This is a genomic window from Mesorhizobium sp. PUT5 (genome assembly GCF_052216645.1).
Classification (GTDB): Bacteria; Pseudomonadota; Alphaproteobacteria; order Rhizobiales; family Rhizobiaceae; genus Mesorhizobium.
In genome coordinates this window covers 3,958,970-3,975,428 of record NZ_JBQOSO010000003.1, presented here as the reverse complement: position 1 = coordinate 3,975,428, position 16,459 = coordinate 3,958,970, and the positions used below count along the sequence as shown (strand labels likewise).

Genomic DNA, 16,459 nt, shown 5'->3' with positions numbered 1-16,459 from the left:
GATCCTCCGGAATCGGCAACTCCCGGGAAATATTCGAAAAACTAGTCCTGGAACGGATCGGTCACAAGTATGGTGTCGTCGCGTTCCGGGCTGGTGGAGAGCAGCGCGACCGGCGCGCCGATCAGCTCCTCGATATGCCTTACATATTTCACCGCCTGCGCCGGCAGGTCGTTCCAGCTCCGCGCGCCGGCGGTGGTGCCCTTCCAGCCCTCCAGCGTCTCGTAGATGGGCTCCACCCGCGCCTGGGCGGCCTGGCTGGCCGGCAGGTAGTCGATCTCCTCGCCGTCGAGCCTGTAGCCGGTGCAGACCTTGATCTCGTCCAGCCCGTCCAGCACGTCGAGCTTGGTCAGCGCAATGCCGTCGATGCCGTTGACGGCCACGGCCTGGCGCACCAGCACCGCGTCGAACCAGCCGCAGCGGCGCTTGCGCCCGGTGACGACGCCGAATTCGCGGCCCTTGGTGCCGAGATATTCGCCGATCTCGTTCTGCTGCTCGGTCGGGAAGGGGCCTTCGCCCACCCGGGTGGTGTAGGCCTTGGTGATGCCCAGCACATAGCCGATGGCGCTCGGACCCATGCCGGAGCCGGCGGCGGCCTGGCCGGCCACCGTGTTGGAGGAGGTGACGAAGGGATAGGTGCCGTGGTCGATGTCGAGAAGGGTGCCCTGCGCGCCTTCGAACAGGATGCGCTCGCCGGCGCGCCGGCTGTCGTCGAGCACCTTCCAGACGCGGTCCATATAGGGAAGGATGTCGCCGGCCACCGAGGTCAGCTCGGCCATGATCGTCTCGTGCTCGACCTCCGGCTGGCCCAGCCCGCGCCGCAGCGCGTTGTGGTGGGTGAGCAGCCTGTCGACCTTCAGGGCAAGCGTGTCCAAATCCGCCAAATCCATCACCCGGACCGCGCGCCGGCCCACCTTGTCCTCATAGGCGGGGCCGATGCCGCGGCGGGTCGTGCCGATCTTCGTGCCGGAATTGGAGGCGGCGTCCTCGCGGAATCCGTCCAGTTCCCGATGTACGGACAGGATAAGCGCGGTATTTTCGGCGATTTTCAGGCGGGCCGGCGTCACCTCCACGCCCTGTGCCTTCAGCTTGGCCACCTCGGCCACGAAGGCGTGCGGGTCGAACACCACGCCGTTGCCGATGACGGACAGCTTGCCGTCGCGCACCACGCCGGAGGGAAGCAGCGAGAGCTTGTAGACCTTGCCGTCGACGACCAGCGTGTGGCCGGCATTGTGGCCGCCCTGGAAGCGCACCACCACGTCGGCGCGCTCCGACAGCCAGTCGACGATCTTGCCCTTGCCTTCGTCGCCCCATTGCGAGCCGACGACCACCACATTGGCCATGTCTTCATCCCTTGAATTGCGTGCAACCCGGACGCGCGGCGCGCGCCGCTGGCCTCTATAGAACATAGGAGACAAAAGTGCGAACCGCTTTTCGGACAAATCCGCCGCCGTGGCGAAAGGCGCCGCCGCCCGGATTCCGGTCTCCCTCAAGGCCGGGCCGGCGATGCCGGTATCGTCGCCGAGGTACAACGGTTCCTGGCAGCCGGCTCATTTACTTGTCCGCCCCCGCCGCGCAGGTTGTCGTCACCCGACGCGGGATCGACATGCACGGCAAAGCCTACATCATGCTGCTGGGAGCGACGCTTTTCTGGGCGGGCAACGCCGTGGCCGGCAAGCTGGCGATCGGCCATGTGTCGCCCATGCTGCTTTCGGCGCTGCGCTGGGGGCTCGCCATGGCGGTGCTGGCGGCGATCGGCAGGCGTCGCCTGGCGGCGGACTGGGCGGTGCTGCGCCGGCATATGCGGCTGCTGCTGTTCCTGGGCGCGCTCGGCTTCACCGTGTTCAGCGTAGCCATGTATTGCGCGCTGCTCTACACCTCGGCCACCAATGCCAGCATCGAGCAGGGCGGCATGCCGCTGTTCGTCTTCGCGGCTTCCTTCGTCCTGTTCGGCAAACGCACCATGCCGGCGCAGGCGTTCGGCTTCCTGCTTTCCTTCGCCGGCGTGGTGGTGACCGCCACCCATGGCGAAATCCGGCGGCTCGTGCATCTCGACGTGAATTTCGGGGATGCGCTGATGCTGCTCGCTATCGTGTGCTACGGGATCTATACGGCCGCGCTGCAGTTGCGGCCGCAGGTTCACTGGATGAGCCTGATGACGGTGCTGTGCCTGGGGGGCACGCTGGGCACCGTGCCTTTCGTGATCGCGGAGGCCGCCTTCGGCAAGCTGATCCTGCCGGATGCGGCGGGCCTTGTCGTGATCTTCTACGTCGTGGTGTTTCCTTCCCTGGTGGGGCAGGTCCTGTATATCCGCGCGGTGGAACTGATCGGCGCAAACCGCGCCGGCCTGTTCATCAACTTCCTGCCGCTGTGGGGCGCATTCCTGGCCGTGCTGATCCTCGGCGAGGCCTTCCAGCCCTATCACGCGCTGGCGCTGGCGCTGGTTCTGGGGGGCGTGCTCCTGGCCGAATACAGCGGCCGCAGGGCGGCGTTGCCGCCGCCCTGAAAAAACCGGCGCTGGGGGTTAGATCAGCCCGGCCCTGGCCAGATCGCGCATCAAATGGCTGGTGCCGTAGTTCCAGGGCGGGCACTCGGTGGAGAGCAACACCCGATTGGTGAGCGCGCCGAGCGCGTCCGAGGCGATGGTGACCAGGTCGTTCGGGTGGTGGGTGAAGCCCTGGCCGGCCTCGCCGCGATCCAGCACCGGCGCGAACATGGTGCCGAGATAGAGCGCCATGCCGTCGGGATACTGGTGGTGCGGCCCGAGCGCCGCGGCGACAAGCTCCTCCGGCGTGCGGCTGATCTCGGCCATGGAGCTTTCGCCTTCCAGCACGAAGCCGTCCTCGCCCTCGACCCTGAGCCGGACGACGGCCTTCTTCACGTCGTCCAGCGAGAAGGAGCCGTCGAACAGGCGGATGAAGGGGCCCAGCGCGGCGGAGGCGTTGTTGTCCTTGGCCTTGCCCAGCAGCAGCGCCGAACGGCCTTCCACGTCGCGCAGGTTGACGTCGTTGCCGAGCGTGGCGCCGACGATGCGGCCGCGGCTGGAGGCGATGACGGCCACTTCCGGCTCGGGGTTGTTCCAGTTGGACACCGGGTGCAGGCCGACATCGGCGCCGTAGCCCACCGATGCCATCGGCTGGCACTTGGTGAAGATCTCGGCGTCCGGGCCGATGCCCACTTCCAGATATTGCGACCACACGCCGCGTGCGATCAGCCGCTCCTTGACCTCTGCCGCCTCGGCCGAGCCCGGCTTGAGCCTGGACAGGTCGTGGCCGATCAGCGCGGCGATGTCGGCGCGGATGGCATCGGCCTTGTCGGCCGAGCCGCGCGCCTGCTCCTCGATGACGCGCTCCAGCAGCGACACCACGAAGGTGACGCCCGACGCCTTCACCGCCTGCAGGTCGACCGGCGAAAGCAGATACGGCTTCTCGCGGTCGCGGCTGGCGGCCATGCTGTTTTCCAGGATGTCGGCCAGCGAGCCGATGGGCCGGCCGGCCGCATCGGCGACATGGGCGGCCGGATCGTCCAGCTCGCAGATGTCGCGCGAGGTCGGCGCGGCCTTCGCGGTGATGTCGAAGACGGTGCCGTCGCGCACCGTCACCACCGCCGGATGCGCCCAGCCCTCGGCATGGGCGCGGCCGAGAAAGGTACCCTTGGTGGGCAAGGTCGTTTCAATGGCTGTCATGAACGGTCTCCAAACATTGCCACGGCGGCGGCCAAAAACCTGTCGGGACGCCCGGGGAAGGCCGGCATCCCTGAATCGCATTCGCCAGATGCCCTGATTTCAGGAAAGTTGCCACCGCAATTCGTGAACGCCTCGCGCACGATACCACACTTCAGGACCGCCCGGAGCGCGCGGGCGATAAAGCGGGAAGGGCGCGGCATGGCCGCGCCCTTGCGTCGTTCACGTCGAAAGAGGTGTCACATGCCGTTGACGTCGAACTGCAGCCGCTTGGCCGAATCGATCGCCTGGTGGGCGCGCACCTTGGCCAGCACGTCCTCGGGGAAGGGCGCGTCGAGATAGAGTAGCGCGATCGCATTGCCGCCGGGCCGGTCGCGGCCGAGCTGGAAATTGGCGATGTTGACGCCGTTCTCGCCGCAGACCGTGCCCAGAAGGCCGATGATGCCGGGCGCATCCGCATTGGTGGTGTAGAGCATGTGCTGGCCCACCTCGGCGTCGAGATTGATGCCCTTGATCTGGATGAAGCGCGGCTTGTGGTCGGAAAAGCAGGTGCCGGCGATGGAACGGGTCTGCTTCTCGGTCTTGACCGTCAGCTTGATGTAGCCGTCGAACACGCCCGACTTGTCGCGCTTGACCTCGGCGACGATGATGCCGCGCTCCTTCACCATGATCGGCGCCGACACCATGTTGACGTCGGCCACCTGCGGGCGGATCAGGCCGGCAAGGGCCGCGCTGATGAGCGCCCGGGTGTTCATCTGCGCGGTCGAGCCGTCGAACAGGATCTCGACTTCCTTGATCGGGTCGTCGGTCACCTGGCCGACAAAGGCGCCCAGCACCTCGGCCAGCTTGACGAAGGGCTTCAGCCGCGGCGCCTCTTCCGCGGTGATCGACGGCATGTTGATGGCGTTGGAGACGGCGCCCTTGACGAGGTAGTCCGACATCTGCTCGGCCACCTGAAGGGCGACGTTTTCCTGCGCCTCGGAGGTGGAGGCGCCCAGATGCGGCGTGCATACCACGTTTTCCATGCCGAACAGCGGATTCTCCGTCGCCGGCTCCACCTCGAACACGTCGATGCCGGCTCCGGCCACCTTGCCGCTCTTCAGCGCGGCGATGAGGTCGGCCTCGACGATCAGGCCGCCGCGCGCGCAGTTGATGATGCGCACGCCGTCCTTCATCTTCGCAATGGATTCGGCGTTGATGATGTGGCGGGTCTTGTCGGTCAGCGGCGTGTGCAGGGTGATGAAGTCGGCGCGCGAGAACAACTCGTCCAGCTCGACCTTCTCCACGCCCAGTTCCTCGGCGCGCGTCTCCGACAGGAACGGATCGAACGCCACCACATGCATCTTCAGCCCCACGCCGCGCGTCGCCACGATGGAGCCGATATTGCCGCAGCCGATCACCCCCAGCGTCTTGCCGGTGATCTCGACGCCCATGAAGCGGTTCTTCTCCCACTTGCCGGCCTGGGTGGAGGCGTCGGCTTCCGGGAGCTGGCGCGCCACCGCGAACATCAGCGCGATCGCGTGCTCGGCCGTGGTGATGGAATTGCCGAAGGGCGTGTTCATGACGATGATGCCGCGCCGCGAGGCCGCCGGGATATCGACATTGTCGACGCCGATGCCGGCGCGGCCGACGACCTTGAGGTTGGTCGCGGCGGCGATCAGCTTCTCTGTCACCTTGGTGGCGGAGCGGATGGCCAGGCCGTCATACCGGCCGATGACTTCGAGGAGCTTTTCCTTGTCCTTGCCGAGGTCTGGCAGATAGTCGACCTCGACGCCGCGGTCCTTGAATATCTGCACGGCGGTGGGGGAAAGTTTGTCGGAAACGAGTACGCGGGGCATTTTTCAATCCTGTCAGGTTGCCGACCCCTCATCCGTCGCCTCCGGCGACACCTTCTCCCGCAAGGGGAGAAGGGAGGGCGCCTGTCCTTCTCCCCTTGCGGGAGAAGGTGGCCGAGCGAAGCGAGGTCGGATGAGGGGTTACTCAGGCCGCCGCCTTGAGCGCGGCCTTCTGAGCGGAGAACGCCCAGTCGAGCCAGGGCATCAGCGCCTGTAGGTCGGAGGTCTCGACCGTGGCGCCGCACCAGATGCGCAGGCCGGGCGGGGCATCGCGATAGGCGCCGATGTCGAAGGCCACGCCTTCCTTGTCCAGCGCCGCCGCCAGCCCCTTGGCGAAGGCGGCCTGGCCGTCTGCGTCGAGGGCCGCCACGTCGGCGTCGACGATGGACAGGCACACGGAGGTGTTGGAGCGGGTCGCTGGATCGGCCGCGAGATGGCCGAGCCAGGGCGATTTCGCGACGAAGGCGTTGACCACGCCGAAATTGGCGTCGGCGCGGGCGACGAGGGCGTCGAGGCCGCCGATGGACTTCGCCCATTTGAGCGCGTCGAGGTAATCTTCCACGGCCAGCATGGAAGGCGTGTTGATGGTCTCGCCCTTGAAGATGCCCTCGATCAGCTTGCCGCCCTTGGTCATCCGGAAGATCTTCGGCAGCGGCCAGGCGGGAGCGTATGTTTCAAGCCGCTCGACGGCGCGGGGCGACAGGATCAGCATGCCGTGCGCGCCTTCGCCGCCCAGCACCTTCTGCCAGGAGAAGGTGACGACATCGAGCTTGTCGAAGTCGAGCCGCTGCGCGAAGGCCGCGGAGGTGGCGTCGCAGATGGTCAGGCCCTTGCGGTCCGCCGGGATGAAATCGCCGTTCGGCACGCGCACGCCGGACGTGGTGCCGTTCCAGGTGAAGACGACGTCGCGGTCGAAATCGAGCCGGGCGAGATCGGGCAGCGCGCCGTAGGGCGCCTCGAATTTGCGCACGTCAGGCAACTTGAGCTGCTTGACCACATCGGTAACCCAGCCGGCGCCGAAGCTTTCCCAGGCGACCATGTCGACGCCGCGGGCGCCGAGCAGCGACCACAGGGCCATCTCGACGGCGCCGGTGTCGGAGGCGGGCACGATGCCGATGCGATAGCCGGCCGGCACCTGCAGCACTTCACGGGTGAGGTCGATGGCCTCGGCCAGCTTGGACTTGCCGAGCTTGGCGCGGTGGGAGCGGCCGAGGGCTGCGCCCTTAAGCGCCTCGACCGACCAGCCGGGGCGTTTCGCACAAGGACCAGATGAAAAATGGGGATTGGCCGGACGCAGGTCCGGCTTGGTAAAAGTCGTCATGATGTTCCTATCCTTCCAGATAGCTCGCCCTTCGGTGGGGAAGGGTGGCCCACGGACGGCGATATGCGCTCGGCCCCTCGGCGTCAAGGGCAAAGTTTTTGTCGCATGGGAAACATCCTGGCGCCGCGCGCGCCTCCCGGCCGGGGCACGAACGGAAAGGGCGGGCCGTGTGGCCCGCCCTCGAAACACGGTTGCTATCGGCTGCCTCTACCAGAGGTCGTAGCGCAGCCCCACCTTGACCTGATGGGCGTCGATGCCCTTGCGCTGGGTGATGCCGTCGTCGCTGACGGCGTAGTATTTGATGCCCGGCGCGCTGAGATACTGGTAGCCGACGTCGAGCGAGGTGTTCTTGGACAGTTGATACGACAGGCCGGCCGAGAGGCCATACATGAAGTCGTAGTCGGTCGCACGATACGAGGCCACGGTCGTGTAGTCCTGGCCGCTGGGGGCGCGGCAATTGAAATCCACGGACCGCATGAGATTGCCCTCCGTTTCGCTGACGGAGCTGTTCTCGCATTTCGCGCCCACCGACACGCTCTTGCGCGTCATTAGCAGGCCGACGCCGGCGCCGACATAAGGCGTGATGCCGGAATAGGTGCCGAGATCGACATAGCCGTTCAGCAGGCCGTTCCACGCGCTGGTCTTGGCGGTTGCGTTGACCATGCAGTCGCGGCGCCAGTCATTTTCGACCGACACCTGCGGCGTGCCCGTCGGGTTGCCGTCGGCATCGAGCGTCGTTTCGGTCACCGTGCGCGTGCCGAGGCAGCCGAAGTCGGGAAGCAGGCGATTTCCGCCAAGGCTGAACCGGTCGAGATCGGGCTGCAACGTGTTGGAGATGTCGTAGGGGGCGAGATATCCGGCAAACAGGTGGGCCGTGCCGCTGTATTTGTCGTTGGCAAGGATGCCGACATTCAGGTCGGCACGAAACCAGTCGTTTAAATGGTAGCCGAAGCCGACGCTGCCGGTCAGCGTGGGCCGGCTCTGGCTGACGGAAAACACGTCGAGAGGACCGATCTGGCCCAGACCGAGAAAGCTCCCGATCAGTTCGTTGTCGAACAGCGAATCATCGATCGCGATCGAACTGTTCTTGTAGTCGCGCTTGAAGGCATAGCCGACGTCGCCGCGCAGGTACCAGCCCGAACCCACCTCGACGGGCACGTATTCGGGCGCCTGGTCGACATAGATCGGCGGCTCGTAGTCGGCGGCAAGCGCCGGTGCCAGCGGGACCATTGCCGTTGCCGCAAGGGCCAGCCCCAAGACTTTCGTGAGCTTCATCTTCGCAAACTCCCCAGCTTCAGCCGGTCGCGCCGGAAAAGCACAGCCGCCCATCGGGGAGCATTGTTAACCATAGTGGTTAAGTGGCGGTTAAGGATAACACCCGGTTAGCGGATAGCCGGCCGCCGGGCATGGCCGGCGCCGCTCAGCGCTCGGTCAGCTTCAGCTCGATGCGGCGGTTCCTGGTGCGGGCCTCGTCGGTGCCGGAGGTGTCGAGAGGCTGGTATTCGCCGAAGCCGGCGGCGACCAGCCGGTTGGGCGGCACGCCGTTGGCGATCAGGAATTTCACCACCGAGGTGGCGCGCGCGGTCGAAAGCTCCCAATTGTCCTTGTAGCGCCCGGTGCCGGAAAGCGGCACGTCGTCGGTGTGGCCGTCGACGCGCAGCACCCAGTTGATCTCGGGCGGGATTTCCTTCTGCAATTCGATGATCGCGTCGGCGAGCTTCTTCATCTCCACCTTGCCGGCATCGTTGATGATGTCCGAGCCGGTGGGAAACAGCACCTCCGACTGGAACACGAAGCGGTCGCCGACGATGCGGATGTTCTCGCGGTCGGACAGGATCTCGCGCAGCCGGCCGAAGAAGTCGGAGCGGTAGCGGTTCAGTTCCTGCACGCGCTGGGCCAGCGCCACGTTGAGGCGCCGGCCGAGATCGGCGATCTTGGTGTTGGATTCCTTGTCGCGCTGCTCGGAGGCGTCGAGCGCATCCTCCAGGGCCGCGATCTGCTTGCGCAGCGCGGCGATCTGCTGGTTCAGCAGTTCGACCTGGGAAAGCGCGCGCTGGCTGATCTGGCGCTCGCTGTCCAGCTCGCCGGAGAGCTTTTCGGCGCGCGCATTGGCGGCGTCGCCGGCGCCGGCGCCCTGCGCCAGCAGCCGTTCCAGCCGGCTCTTCTCGGCCTCGGCCGCCGAAAGCGACGCCTGCAGGTTGGAGAGCGCGTCCTGCGCGTCCTGGGTGTTGCCCTTTTCCAGCGCCAGAAGCTGGGTCAGTTCGTTGATCTGCGAGTTCAGGCGGTTCAGCACCTCGTCCTTGCCGGAAATCTCGCGCGTCAGCAGGAACTGCGCCAGCACGAAGACCGAAAGCAGGAACATGAAGGTGAGCAGCAGCGTCGACAGCGCATCGACGAAGCCCGGCCAGTAGTCGATGCGGCGGTCGGCGCGCCGCGCGCGGGCGAGCGCCATCAGCTATGCTCCCGCTTCTTCAGCGCGTCGGCGATCTTCTCCAGCGTGGCGCGCATGGCCCGCTGCTCGTCCGACTGGGCCTCCACCCAGTCGCGCATGATCTGCTGCTCGGAGCGCATGTTCTTGACCAGGCCGGAAATGCCGTCGGCAAGGTTGGCCATGGCTGCGGCCACGCGCGGGTTGGAGCCGCCGTTCTCCTGCAGGTTGCGCAGCCGCTCGGAAAGCTGGCGGATGTCGTCGGCCGAGCCGTTGCGGGTCGTCTCGGGCACCGCGATGTCGGAGGACAGGTCCGTGACGGAGGAAAGCCAGTTCTCCAGTTCGGTGTAGAAGCGGGTCTGCGCCCTGCCGGCCTGAAGGTCCAGGAACCCCAGCACCAGCGAGCCCGACAGGCCGAACAGCGAGGACGAGAAGGCGGTGCCCATGCCGGACAGCGGCGCGGACAGGCCCTGCTTCAGCGAATCGAGCACGGCGGCCGCGTCGCCGCTGCCCGGATCGAGCGCCTGGATGGTGTCGCTGATCGAGCCGATGGTCTTCAGCAGGCCCCAGAAGGTGCCGAGCAGGCCGAGGAAGATCAGGAGGCCCACGAGATAGCGCGAGGTGTCGCGGCTTTCGTCCAGCCGCGTACCGATCGAATCCAGCATGGTGCGCATGGACGAGGTGGAGAACGCCATGGAGGAGGAGCGGCCGAGCATGGCCTTCATCGGCGCCAGCAGCACCGGCTCCGTCGTCTCCGAGCCGGCGCGGAAGGAATTGACCCAGCGCACCTCGCGGAACAGCCGCCCCACCTGCACGAAGGCCAGCAGGATGCCGACCAGCAGCACGCCGACGATCAGGCCGTTGAGGCCCGGATTAGTGGTGAAGGCCGACGAGATCTGTCGCGTCAGGATGATGGCTATGAAGGCGACGATGGCCAGGAAGATCAGCATGGTCAGCACGAAGACCTGCGGGCTCGACAGCTTGTGTGGATCATAGTCCAGCACATCCGAGCGCCGGCCAAATGCGAACGATCTGAAAAAAGCCATTCGTGCCCCGTTTTGCGATGCGGCCGATCCTGTGCGCGCGACTCTAAACGGAAATGTGACGAAATTGAAAGGCGGTTGACGCCCGGCGGCGGGTTCAGAGGCGGCTGACCACCAGGCAGTCGAGCAGCGCGGCCAGATGCAGGCCGGCCCCGGTGACCACGCAGCCGTGCCACAGCGCGTTGTGGAAGCGCAGCCCCTTCCAGGCAAAGAAGACGACGCCGCAGGAATAAACCACGCCGCCGGCCACGATCAGGGCCAGCGAGGCGGCGGGCAGCGCTTCCACCAGCGGCCGGGCGAGCACCAGCCCGCTCCAGCCGATGGCCAGATAGAAGGCGATGGCCAGCCGGTCGAAACGGCCGGGCCACAGCACCTTGAGCGCGATGCCGGCGGCCGCCGCGCCCCAGACGGCGAAGATCATCCAGGCGGCCAGAGGCTCGCCCTGGAGCTGGACCAGGAAAGGCGTGTAGGTGGCGGCGATGAGCAGATAGATGGCCGAATGATCGAAGCGGCGCAGCACCCATTTCGCGGGCGAGCCCACCGGCCACAGATTGTAGGCCAGCGACACCGAAAGCACGGTGAGCAGGGACACCACGTAGAAGACGGCGGCGACATATTCGCCCGGGCCGGCGTGGAAGACGGCGAGCGTCAGCATGGACGAGCCGGCGGCGATCGCCAGCACGATGCCCACCGCATGGACGATGCCGTCGGCGATCAGTTCGGCGCGCGAATAGTGCCAGCGCCCCATGAAGGGAATGCCGGCGCCCTCATGCGACAGACGCTGCAAATGCTGTTCCATGTCAAAACCCGGTCCGGTCTATCTGGGCATCCGGGCGGCATCATGGCAAGGCCTGATTGCGGTTTCATGGCGCGCCGTCCGGTCCCCGGCGAATGGTCGTCCGAACGAACTTTCCGGCAAGGCTCACCTGCGGCCCGGTGCCCGGCGTGCTGGGTATGGCGCTGTCGACGAAGGAGGCCGTCGCCTCGACGGAATAGCCGATGGGGACGTCCTTGCCGAATTCCAGATGGGTGTCGAGGGCGTCCGCCCGGATGGCGATCGTCTCGTCCCGCCCGGTGCCGCTGAAGGCGATGTGTGCCCTGACGGCATCACCGTCTATCGTTACGGTTCTGGCGCGGCCGTCCATGGTGAAATCGGCCGCCCGGCCCGCCACCGCAATGCGCTCGAACAGACCCGTCAGCTTAGCCATGAAGGCCTGCTGCTCGATCGAAACGCTGCCGCGCGCGAGCATGTTGATGTCGATGCGGACCGAGCAATCCGAGGGATCGAGCCAAGACGCCGGGACGGTCTGGACCCGCAGCACGCCGCCGTCGATCTGCATGCGGGTGGATGCCGCGCAATCGTTCGCCAGCCAGCTCGAATACCATTTCGCGAACCAGCCGGTGCGCACGCTCACGGCGCTGGCGCGGTAGGGCCTGCCGGGGTCGGTCGACAGGCGCACCGAAGCCGCCTCTCCGGTGATCGCCACTTCTGTGACGGCCGAGATGTCGAGGGGCTGGGCGGTGGTTTCCTGACCATGGGCCGGCATGGCCTGGAAGAGCGCGAGGCCGCCTGCGATCATCAGTTCGGGAAGGAATGACGCCATGCCGATGTCTCCGGTTTGTGGACGGGAAAAGACTGCGCCTGTCCCGGCCCGGCGGCGACCTCGATCGCGTTCCGGGTCGACCGCGACCGCGATCGAGGTCATTGTGCCCGAGAACCGACAGACGATCCGCGCCAACCAATGATTCCCGTCCGCCGATGATCTTCGTGCCCCTGCCTTTCGTGGTCGCGTTGCTGCTCGTGATCGTCCTTGCCCAGATGCTGCGCCGGCACGAGTGGGATCTGCGGGCCGTCGCGCCAATTTCGCTGCTGATCGCGGCCTATGCCGTCCAATCCGTCCTGATCGGGCTGCGCTGGGGCTACGGCCTGATGACGCTCATGCCCGTGCAGGCAGTGCTTGCCACCTTGATCGCGGGGCTGGCCTGGATCGGCTTCCGCCGGCTGACGGTCGAGGACCCGCCGCCATTGCTTCGCGACGGCTGGCCGCACGTCCTGCCGGCCGTGGCCGTGGCGCTGCTGCTGGCCTTCTGGCGTGATCCGGTCGGGCCCGTCATCATGGCGGCGTTCCTGGGCTACGGCGGCGCGCTGCTGTGGCTCTCGCGCGGCGGTCCCGACATGCTGGTCGCCTCGCGGCTCGACGGTTCAACCGTTTCATACCGTTCGCTGCAGGTCACCGGGCTTGCGCTTGTCGGTTCGGCGTTGACGGACCTGCTGATCAGCTTCGATCTGATCGCCAACGGCGGCGCGCGTTCGGGCGCGATGGTGGCGGTCGGCAATGTCGCGGCGCTGCTGGTGCTCGGCTGGGTGGCGTCCGTTGCCGGGACCGCCCAGGTCGGGGAAGAGGCGGGCGAGGGACCGCTGGACAGATGCGTCCCGGAAGCGACCGACGCCGACGAGTTCGTGGTGGAAAGAGTGGGCGCCCTCATGCGCGAGGGGCTCTACAAGGAAAGCGAACTCAACCTGCGGCGCATCGCGCGCAGGCTGAGCCTGCCGGCACGGCGCGTTTCGCAGGCCGTCAACCGGGTCTGCCGCAAGAGCGTGTCGCAATATGTCAACAACTACCGCATCGCCGAGGCCTGCCGGCTGCTGGAGACGACGCAGGGCAGCGTCACGCATGCCATGCTGGAAGCGGGCTTCCTCAGCAAGTCGAACTTCAACCGCGAATTCCTGCGGGTCATGGGCGAAAGCCCGACGGCCTGGCGGGACCATCGCCGACGATCCTGCGGATCCCAGCGGGTCAGCGCGCCGAGATCGGCTTCTTCAGCACCTTGAGCAGGGAACGCTGGATGGTCTCGTTGCCGGCGACGACGGAACCGGTGTCCAGCATGTCCTGGCCGCCGGAGGCGTCCGACACGAAGCCCCCGGCCTCGCGGATCAGCAGCATGCCGGCGGCGATGTCCCAGGCCGAGAGCTGGTTCTCCCAGAAGCCGTCCATGCGGCCCGCCGCGACATAGGCAAGGTCGAGCGCGGCCGAGCCCAGGCGGCGGATGCCGGACACCTCGCCCATGACGTTGCGCAGCTCGATGAGGAAATTGCCGTGCTGGCCGCGCCCGAGATGCGGCACGCCGCAGCCGATGACGGCATCGGCAAGCTTGGTGCGGGCCGCCACGCGCAGCCGCCTGTCGTTCATGAAGGCGCCGCCGCCGCGCTCGGCGGTGTAAAGCTCGTCCATGGCCGGATTGTAGACGACGCCGGCGACAAGCTGGCCCTGCCGCTCCAGGGCGATCGAGATGGAGAAGATCGGGATGCCGTGCAGGAAGTTCGTGGTGCCGTCCAGCGGATCGACGATCCAGCGGTGCTGGTCGTCGCTGCCCTCGACCGCGCCGCGCTCCTCCATCAGGAAGGCGTAGCCGGGCCGTGCCTTCGACAATTCGGTGAAGATGATGTCCTCGGCGCGGCGATCGGCCTGGCTGACATAGTCGCCCGGTCCCTTCATCGACACCTGCAGGTTTTGCACCTCGCCGAAGTCGCGCGACAGCGAGCGTCCGGCCTTCATGGCGGCCTGGACCATGACGTTGAGAAGAGCGGAACGGGCCATGCGGGGTTACTCCGGTTGGAGGGCGCACCGGCCTGACGGGAAGGGGCCGTCGCGGCCCCGCCGGTCAGTCGGCGCGGCGCAGATAGGTGATCTCGTTGGTGTCGACGAGGATCTTCTCGCCGGCCTCGATGAAGGGCGGCACCATGACGCGGACGCCGTTTTCCAGTATCGCCGGCTTGTAGGAGGAAGCGGCGGTCTGGCCCTTCACCACCGGGTCGGCCTCGGTGATGGCGAGGACGACCTGGTCGGGCAGGGAGATGCCGATCGGCTTCTCGCCGTAGAGGCGTACCGTCACCATCATGCCATCCTGAAGGAAGGCGGCACGGTCGCCGACGAAGTCCTTGTCCAGCTCGAGCTGCTCGTAGCTCTCGGTGTCCATGAAGACGAGCGCGTCGCCCTGCTCGTAAAGGAAGGAGAAGTCCTTGTATTCCAGGTTGACCTGCTCGACCGTTTCGGCGGAGCGGAAGCGCTCGTTGAGCTTGGTGCCGGTGATGAGGTTCTTCAGCTCGACCTGGTTGTAGGCGCCGCCCTTGCCAGGCTTCACCGAATTGGTCTTCACCGCCACCCACAGGCCGCCGTCATGCTCGATGACGTTGCCGGGACGGATTTCGTTGCCACTGATCTTGGCCATGGTTGAAACGATCCGGAAAGAGGAAAAGAACGCCGAGAAGGCCGTTCCGGCGCTTCCAAGACCACAAAACGCCCCAAGAGGCAAGAGAGGCGCCGATGCGATCGCGGCGCGCGGCCCCGTCAGGGCTTGAGCCTGTTGGCCTTCTGCAGCGCCTGCCTGGTCTGCGCCTCGTCCAGCCCGCGCATGAAGTCTTCCATCTGCTGGTCGATCAGGCCGGCGCGGCGGGCCACGATGTACCAGGCGGCGCCGGCGACGATGTCCGGCTCGATCCCGATGCCGCCCATATAGAGCTTGGCCAGCCGGTTCTGGGCGGCGACGTTGCCGCCCTCGGCCGCGCGCTTCATCCAGGCGAAACCGCCCTTGAGGTCGCGCGGGCCGCCGCGGCCGTCGATCATCCATTGGCCGAGGTCGAGCTGGGCGGTGTCGTAATTCTGGCGCGCGGCCTGCGCCAGCAGGCGCCGCGCCGCGCCGTCGTCCTTCTTCTTGCCGCCGATGCCGTTGGCATAGAACTGCGCCATGGCATATTGCGCATCGGCAAGGCCCGTGGCGGCGGCGCGCTCGTAATAGGGCACGGCGCGGACAAAGCCGGCCTCGCCGGGGTCCTGGCCGACCAGGAGTTGCGCGAAATTGAACTGCGCCAGCGGATTGCCCGCCTCGGCCGCCGCCTGCAACAGTGCGTAGGCCCCCTTCTCGTCCTTCTTCACGTAGCGGCCGTCGAGCAGCATCAGCGCATACTGGAACTGCGCCTCCGGTGCGCCCTGCTCGGCGGCGCGGGCATACCATCTTGCGGCCTCGGCCTGGTCCACCGGCATGCCGAGCCCGCGCGACAGGATTTCCGCCACGAGCACCTGGGCGGCCGGGTCGCCGTTCTTCGCGCGCTCGATCGCCAGGTTGTAGGCGGTCTTGTAGAGGCCGCGCTGATAGGCGCCATAGGCGGCATCGGCCGGCCGCGCGCCGAAGCGTGCGGGATCGACGGCCTCGGCGGAAGGCGGCGGCGCGTCCATCGTGGCCGGCTGCGGCAGCGGATTGGCGATCGGCCGGTCCATGCGCGGGGCTGCGGAATGCGGCGCCTCGCCGCCGTCGTCGGCGGCAAGCGCGCCTCCGGGCGCCATCAGCAACGCGAGCAGGACGGGCCAGCGCCGCATCGTCAGGCCCCGAAGCGCGGCGCGGTGCGGTCGAGCAGCGCGTTGGCCTCGGCCACGGCCGCCGCCGGATCGACCCCTTCGGAGAAGACCGCCGCCGACAGAGCCACGAATTCCGCGCCGGTCGCGGCCACGGCCTCGGCCGAGGCCAGATCGGCGCCGGCCATGACGATGCAGGGGATCTCGATCATCTCGGACCACCAGGCGCCCAAGGCCAGGTTGCGCGCGTGCGGCTCCGGCTTCGTATCGTAGCCGAAACGGCCGAAAAAGATGTAGTCGGGGCGTTCCTCGCCCAGTTCCAGCGCATCGTCGCGCGTCTTGGCGCCGCCGGTGCCCACCATCATCCTGGCCTGGTGCCGTTCGATCGCGTCGGCAAGCTCGTCCTTGCCCGCTTCCATGTGCAGGCCGTCGGCATGGACGCGGCCGGCGATGCGGCTGTCGCCGGCGATTACCACGGCCACGCCCGCCGCCTGCGCGGCCGGCACGACCTGTTCGGCGAAAGCCTGGAAGGCGGCCTCGTCCAGGCCGCCGGCATCGAGGATGAGCGAGGCGACATCGCCGCCCGACAGGGCGGCGCGGACGCGGCTTTCGGGCACGCGGGGCGACGCGATCAGCACGATGCGGCAGCGATTGGGGGCGGGGGTCTGGTTCATGCGGGCGTATCCGGTCCGGTCCCGCCTATGCGGGGCGAAGATGGTTGCATTGCGGCATAGACCAAAGCGCGAGGCTTGAACAGCGCCGCGCCGCGGCGGGCGAAAGCGATGCGGCGCCTCTCGTCAAG

At 67.1% G+C, this 16,459-nt stretch carries 15 protein-coding genes; 2 read left to right on the top strand and 13 right to left on the bottom strand.

Annotation, left to right across the window (positions count from 1 at the left end; all coding sequences use genetic code 11):
- Positions 1 to 41 precede the first annotated feature (41 nt).
- A complete protein-coding gene (locus ACTDI4_RS20950; RefSeq protein WP_442842992.1) occupies positions 42 to 1,340 on the bottom strand; it encodes an adenylosuccinate synthase in 1,299 nt (432 codons plus the stop codon).
- 263 nt (positions 1,341 to 1,603) lie between these two features.
- Here ACTDI4_RS20950 and ACTDI4_RS20945 point away from each other — a divergent pair, with 263 nt between their 5' ends.
- Positions 1,604 to 2,503 (top strand): DMT family transporter, encoded by a 900-nt coding sequence (locus ACTDI4_RS20945; protein WP_442842991.1) that lies wholly within the window; start codon positions 1,604 to 1,606, stop codon positions 2,501 to 2,503.
- Positions 2,504 to 2,521: 18 nt separating this feature from the next.
- On the opposite strand, the gene ACTDI4_RS20940 is transcribed toward ACTDI4_RS20945, so the two are convergent.
- The 8 genes from ACTDI4_RS20940 to ACTDI4_RS20905 form a co-directional block, all read right to left on the bottom strand.
- Positions 2,522 to 3,682 carry a fumarylacetoacetate hydrolase family protein gene (locus tag ACTDI4_RS20940; RefSeq protein ID WP_442842990.1) on the bottom strand — a complete coding sequence of 387 codons (1,161 nt, stop codon included), beginning with the start codon at positions 3,680 to 3,682 and terminating at the stop codon, positions 2,522 to 2,524.
- A 236-nt stretch (positions 3,683 to 3,918) separates the two neighbouring features.
- Complete coding sequence (gene serA, locus ACTDI4_RS20935) at positions 3,919 to 5,517, bottom strand: phosphoglycerate dehydrogenase (protein ID WP_442842989.1); 1,599 nt, start codon at positions 5,515 to 5,517, stop codon at positions 3,919 to 3,921.
- A 142-nt stretch (positions 5,518 to 5,659) separates the two neighbouring features.
- Entirely contained in the window at positions 5,660 to 6,835 is a 1,176-nt protein-coding gene (locus ACTDI4_RS20930) for a phosphoserine transaminase (RefSeq protein WP_442842988.1), read from the bottom strand.
- Positions 6,836 to 7,042: 207 nt separating this feature from the next.
- A complete protein-coding gene (locus ACTDI4_RS20925; RefSeq protein WP_442842987.1) occupies positions 7,043 to 8,110 on the bottom strand; it encodes an outer membrane protein in 1,068 nt (355 codons plus the stop codon).
- Positions 8,111 to 8,255: 145 nt separating this feature from the next.
- The gene (locus ACTDI4_RS20920) at positions 8,256 to 9,287 is read right to left on the bottom strand and encodes a peptidoglycan -binding protein (RefSeq protein WP_442842986.1); all 1,032 of its coding nucleotides are present in this window, start codon (positions 9,285 to 9,287) and stop codon (positions 8,256 to 8,258) included.
- Positions 9,287 to 10,309: a MotA/TolQ/ExbB proton channel family protein gene (locus tag ACTDI4_RS20915; RefSeq protein ID WP_442842985.1), complete on the bottom strand. Its 1,023-nt coding sequence runs from the start codon at positions 10,307 to 10,309 to the stop codon at positions 9,287 to 9,289. Before ACTDI4_RS20915 ends, ACTDI4_RS20920 begins: the two co-directional genes overlap by 1 nt.
- A 94-nt stretch (positions 10,310 to 10,403) precedes the next feature.
- Positions 10,404 to 11,105: a PAQR family membrane homeostasis protein TrhA gene (trhA, locus tag ACTDI4_RS20910; protein ID WP_442842984.1), complete on the bottom strand. Its 702-nt coding sequence runs from the start codon at positions 11,103 to 11,105 to the stop codon at positions 10,404 to 10,406.
- Positions 11,106 to 11,169: 64 nt separating this feature from the next.
- Positions 11,170 to 12,045 carry a hypothetical protein gene (locus tag ACTDI4_RS20905; protein ID WP_442842983.1) on the bottom strand — a complete coding sequence of 292 codons (876 nt, stop codon included), beginning with the start codon at positions 12,043 to 12,045 and terminating at the stop codon, positions 11,170 to 11,172.
- 20 nt (positions 12,046 to 12,065) lie between these two features.
- Here ACTDI4_RS20905 and ACTDI4_RS20900 point away from each other — a divergent pair, with 20 nt between their 5' ends.
- Entirely contained in the window at positions 12,066 to 13,139 is a 1,074-nt protein-coding gene (locus ACTDI4_RS20900; RefSeq protein WP_442842982.1) for a helix-turn-helix domain-containing protein, read from the top strand.
- On the opposite strand, the gene ACTDI4_RS20895 is transcribed toward ACTDI4_RS20900, so the two are convergent.
- The 4 genes from ACTDI4_RS20895 to ACTDI4_RS20880 form a co-directional block, all read right to left on the bottom strand.
- Positions 13,105 to 13,905, bottom strand: a complete 801-nt coding sequence (locus tag ACTDI4_RS20895) for an inositol monophosphatase family protein (protein WP_442842981.1) — start codon at positions 13,903 to 13,905, stop codon at positions 13,105 to 13,107. The two genes, ACTDI4_RS20900 and ACTDI4_RS20895, sit on opposite strands and share 35 nt — an antisense overlap.
- Positions 13,906 to 13,969: 64 nt before the next feature.
- Complete coding sequence (gene efp, locus ACTDI4_RS20890) at positions 13,970 to 14,536, bottom strand: elongation factor P (protein ID WP_442842980.1); 567 nt, start codon at positions 14,534 to 14,536, stop codon at positions 13,970 to 13,972.
- A gap of 119 nt (positions 14,537 to 14,655) precedes the next feature.
- Positions 14,656 to 15,681, bottom strand: coding sequence for a tetratricopeptide repeat protein (locus ACTDI4_RS20885; protein WP_442842979.1), 1,026 nt, complete (start codon positions 15,679 to 15,681; stop codon positions 14,656 to 14,658).
- A gap of 2 nt (positions 15,682 to 15,683) precedes the next feature.
- Positions 15,684 to 16,331 carry a thiamine phosphate synthase gene (locus ACTDI4_RS20880; protein WP_442842978.1) on the bottom strand — a complete coding sequence of 216 codons (648 nt, stop codon included), beginning with the start codon at positions 16,329 to 16,331 and terminating at the stop codon, positions 15,684 to 15,686.
- Between the last annotated feature and the right edge of the window lie 128 nt (positions 16,332 to 16,459).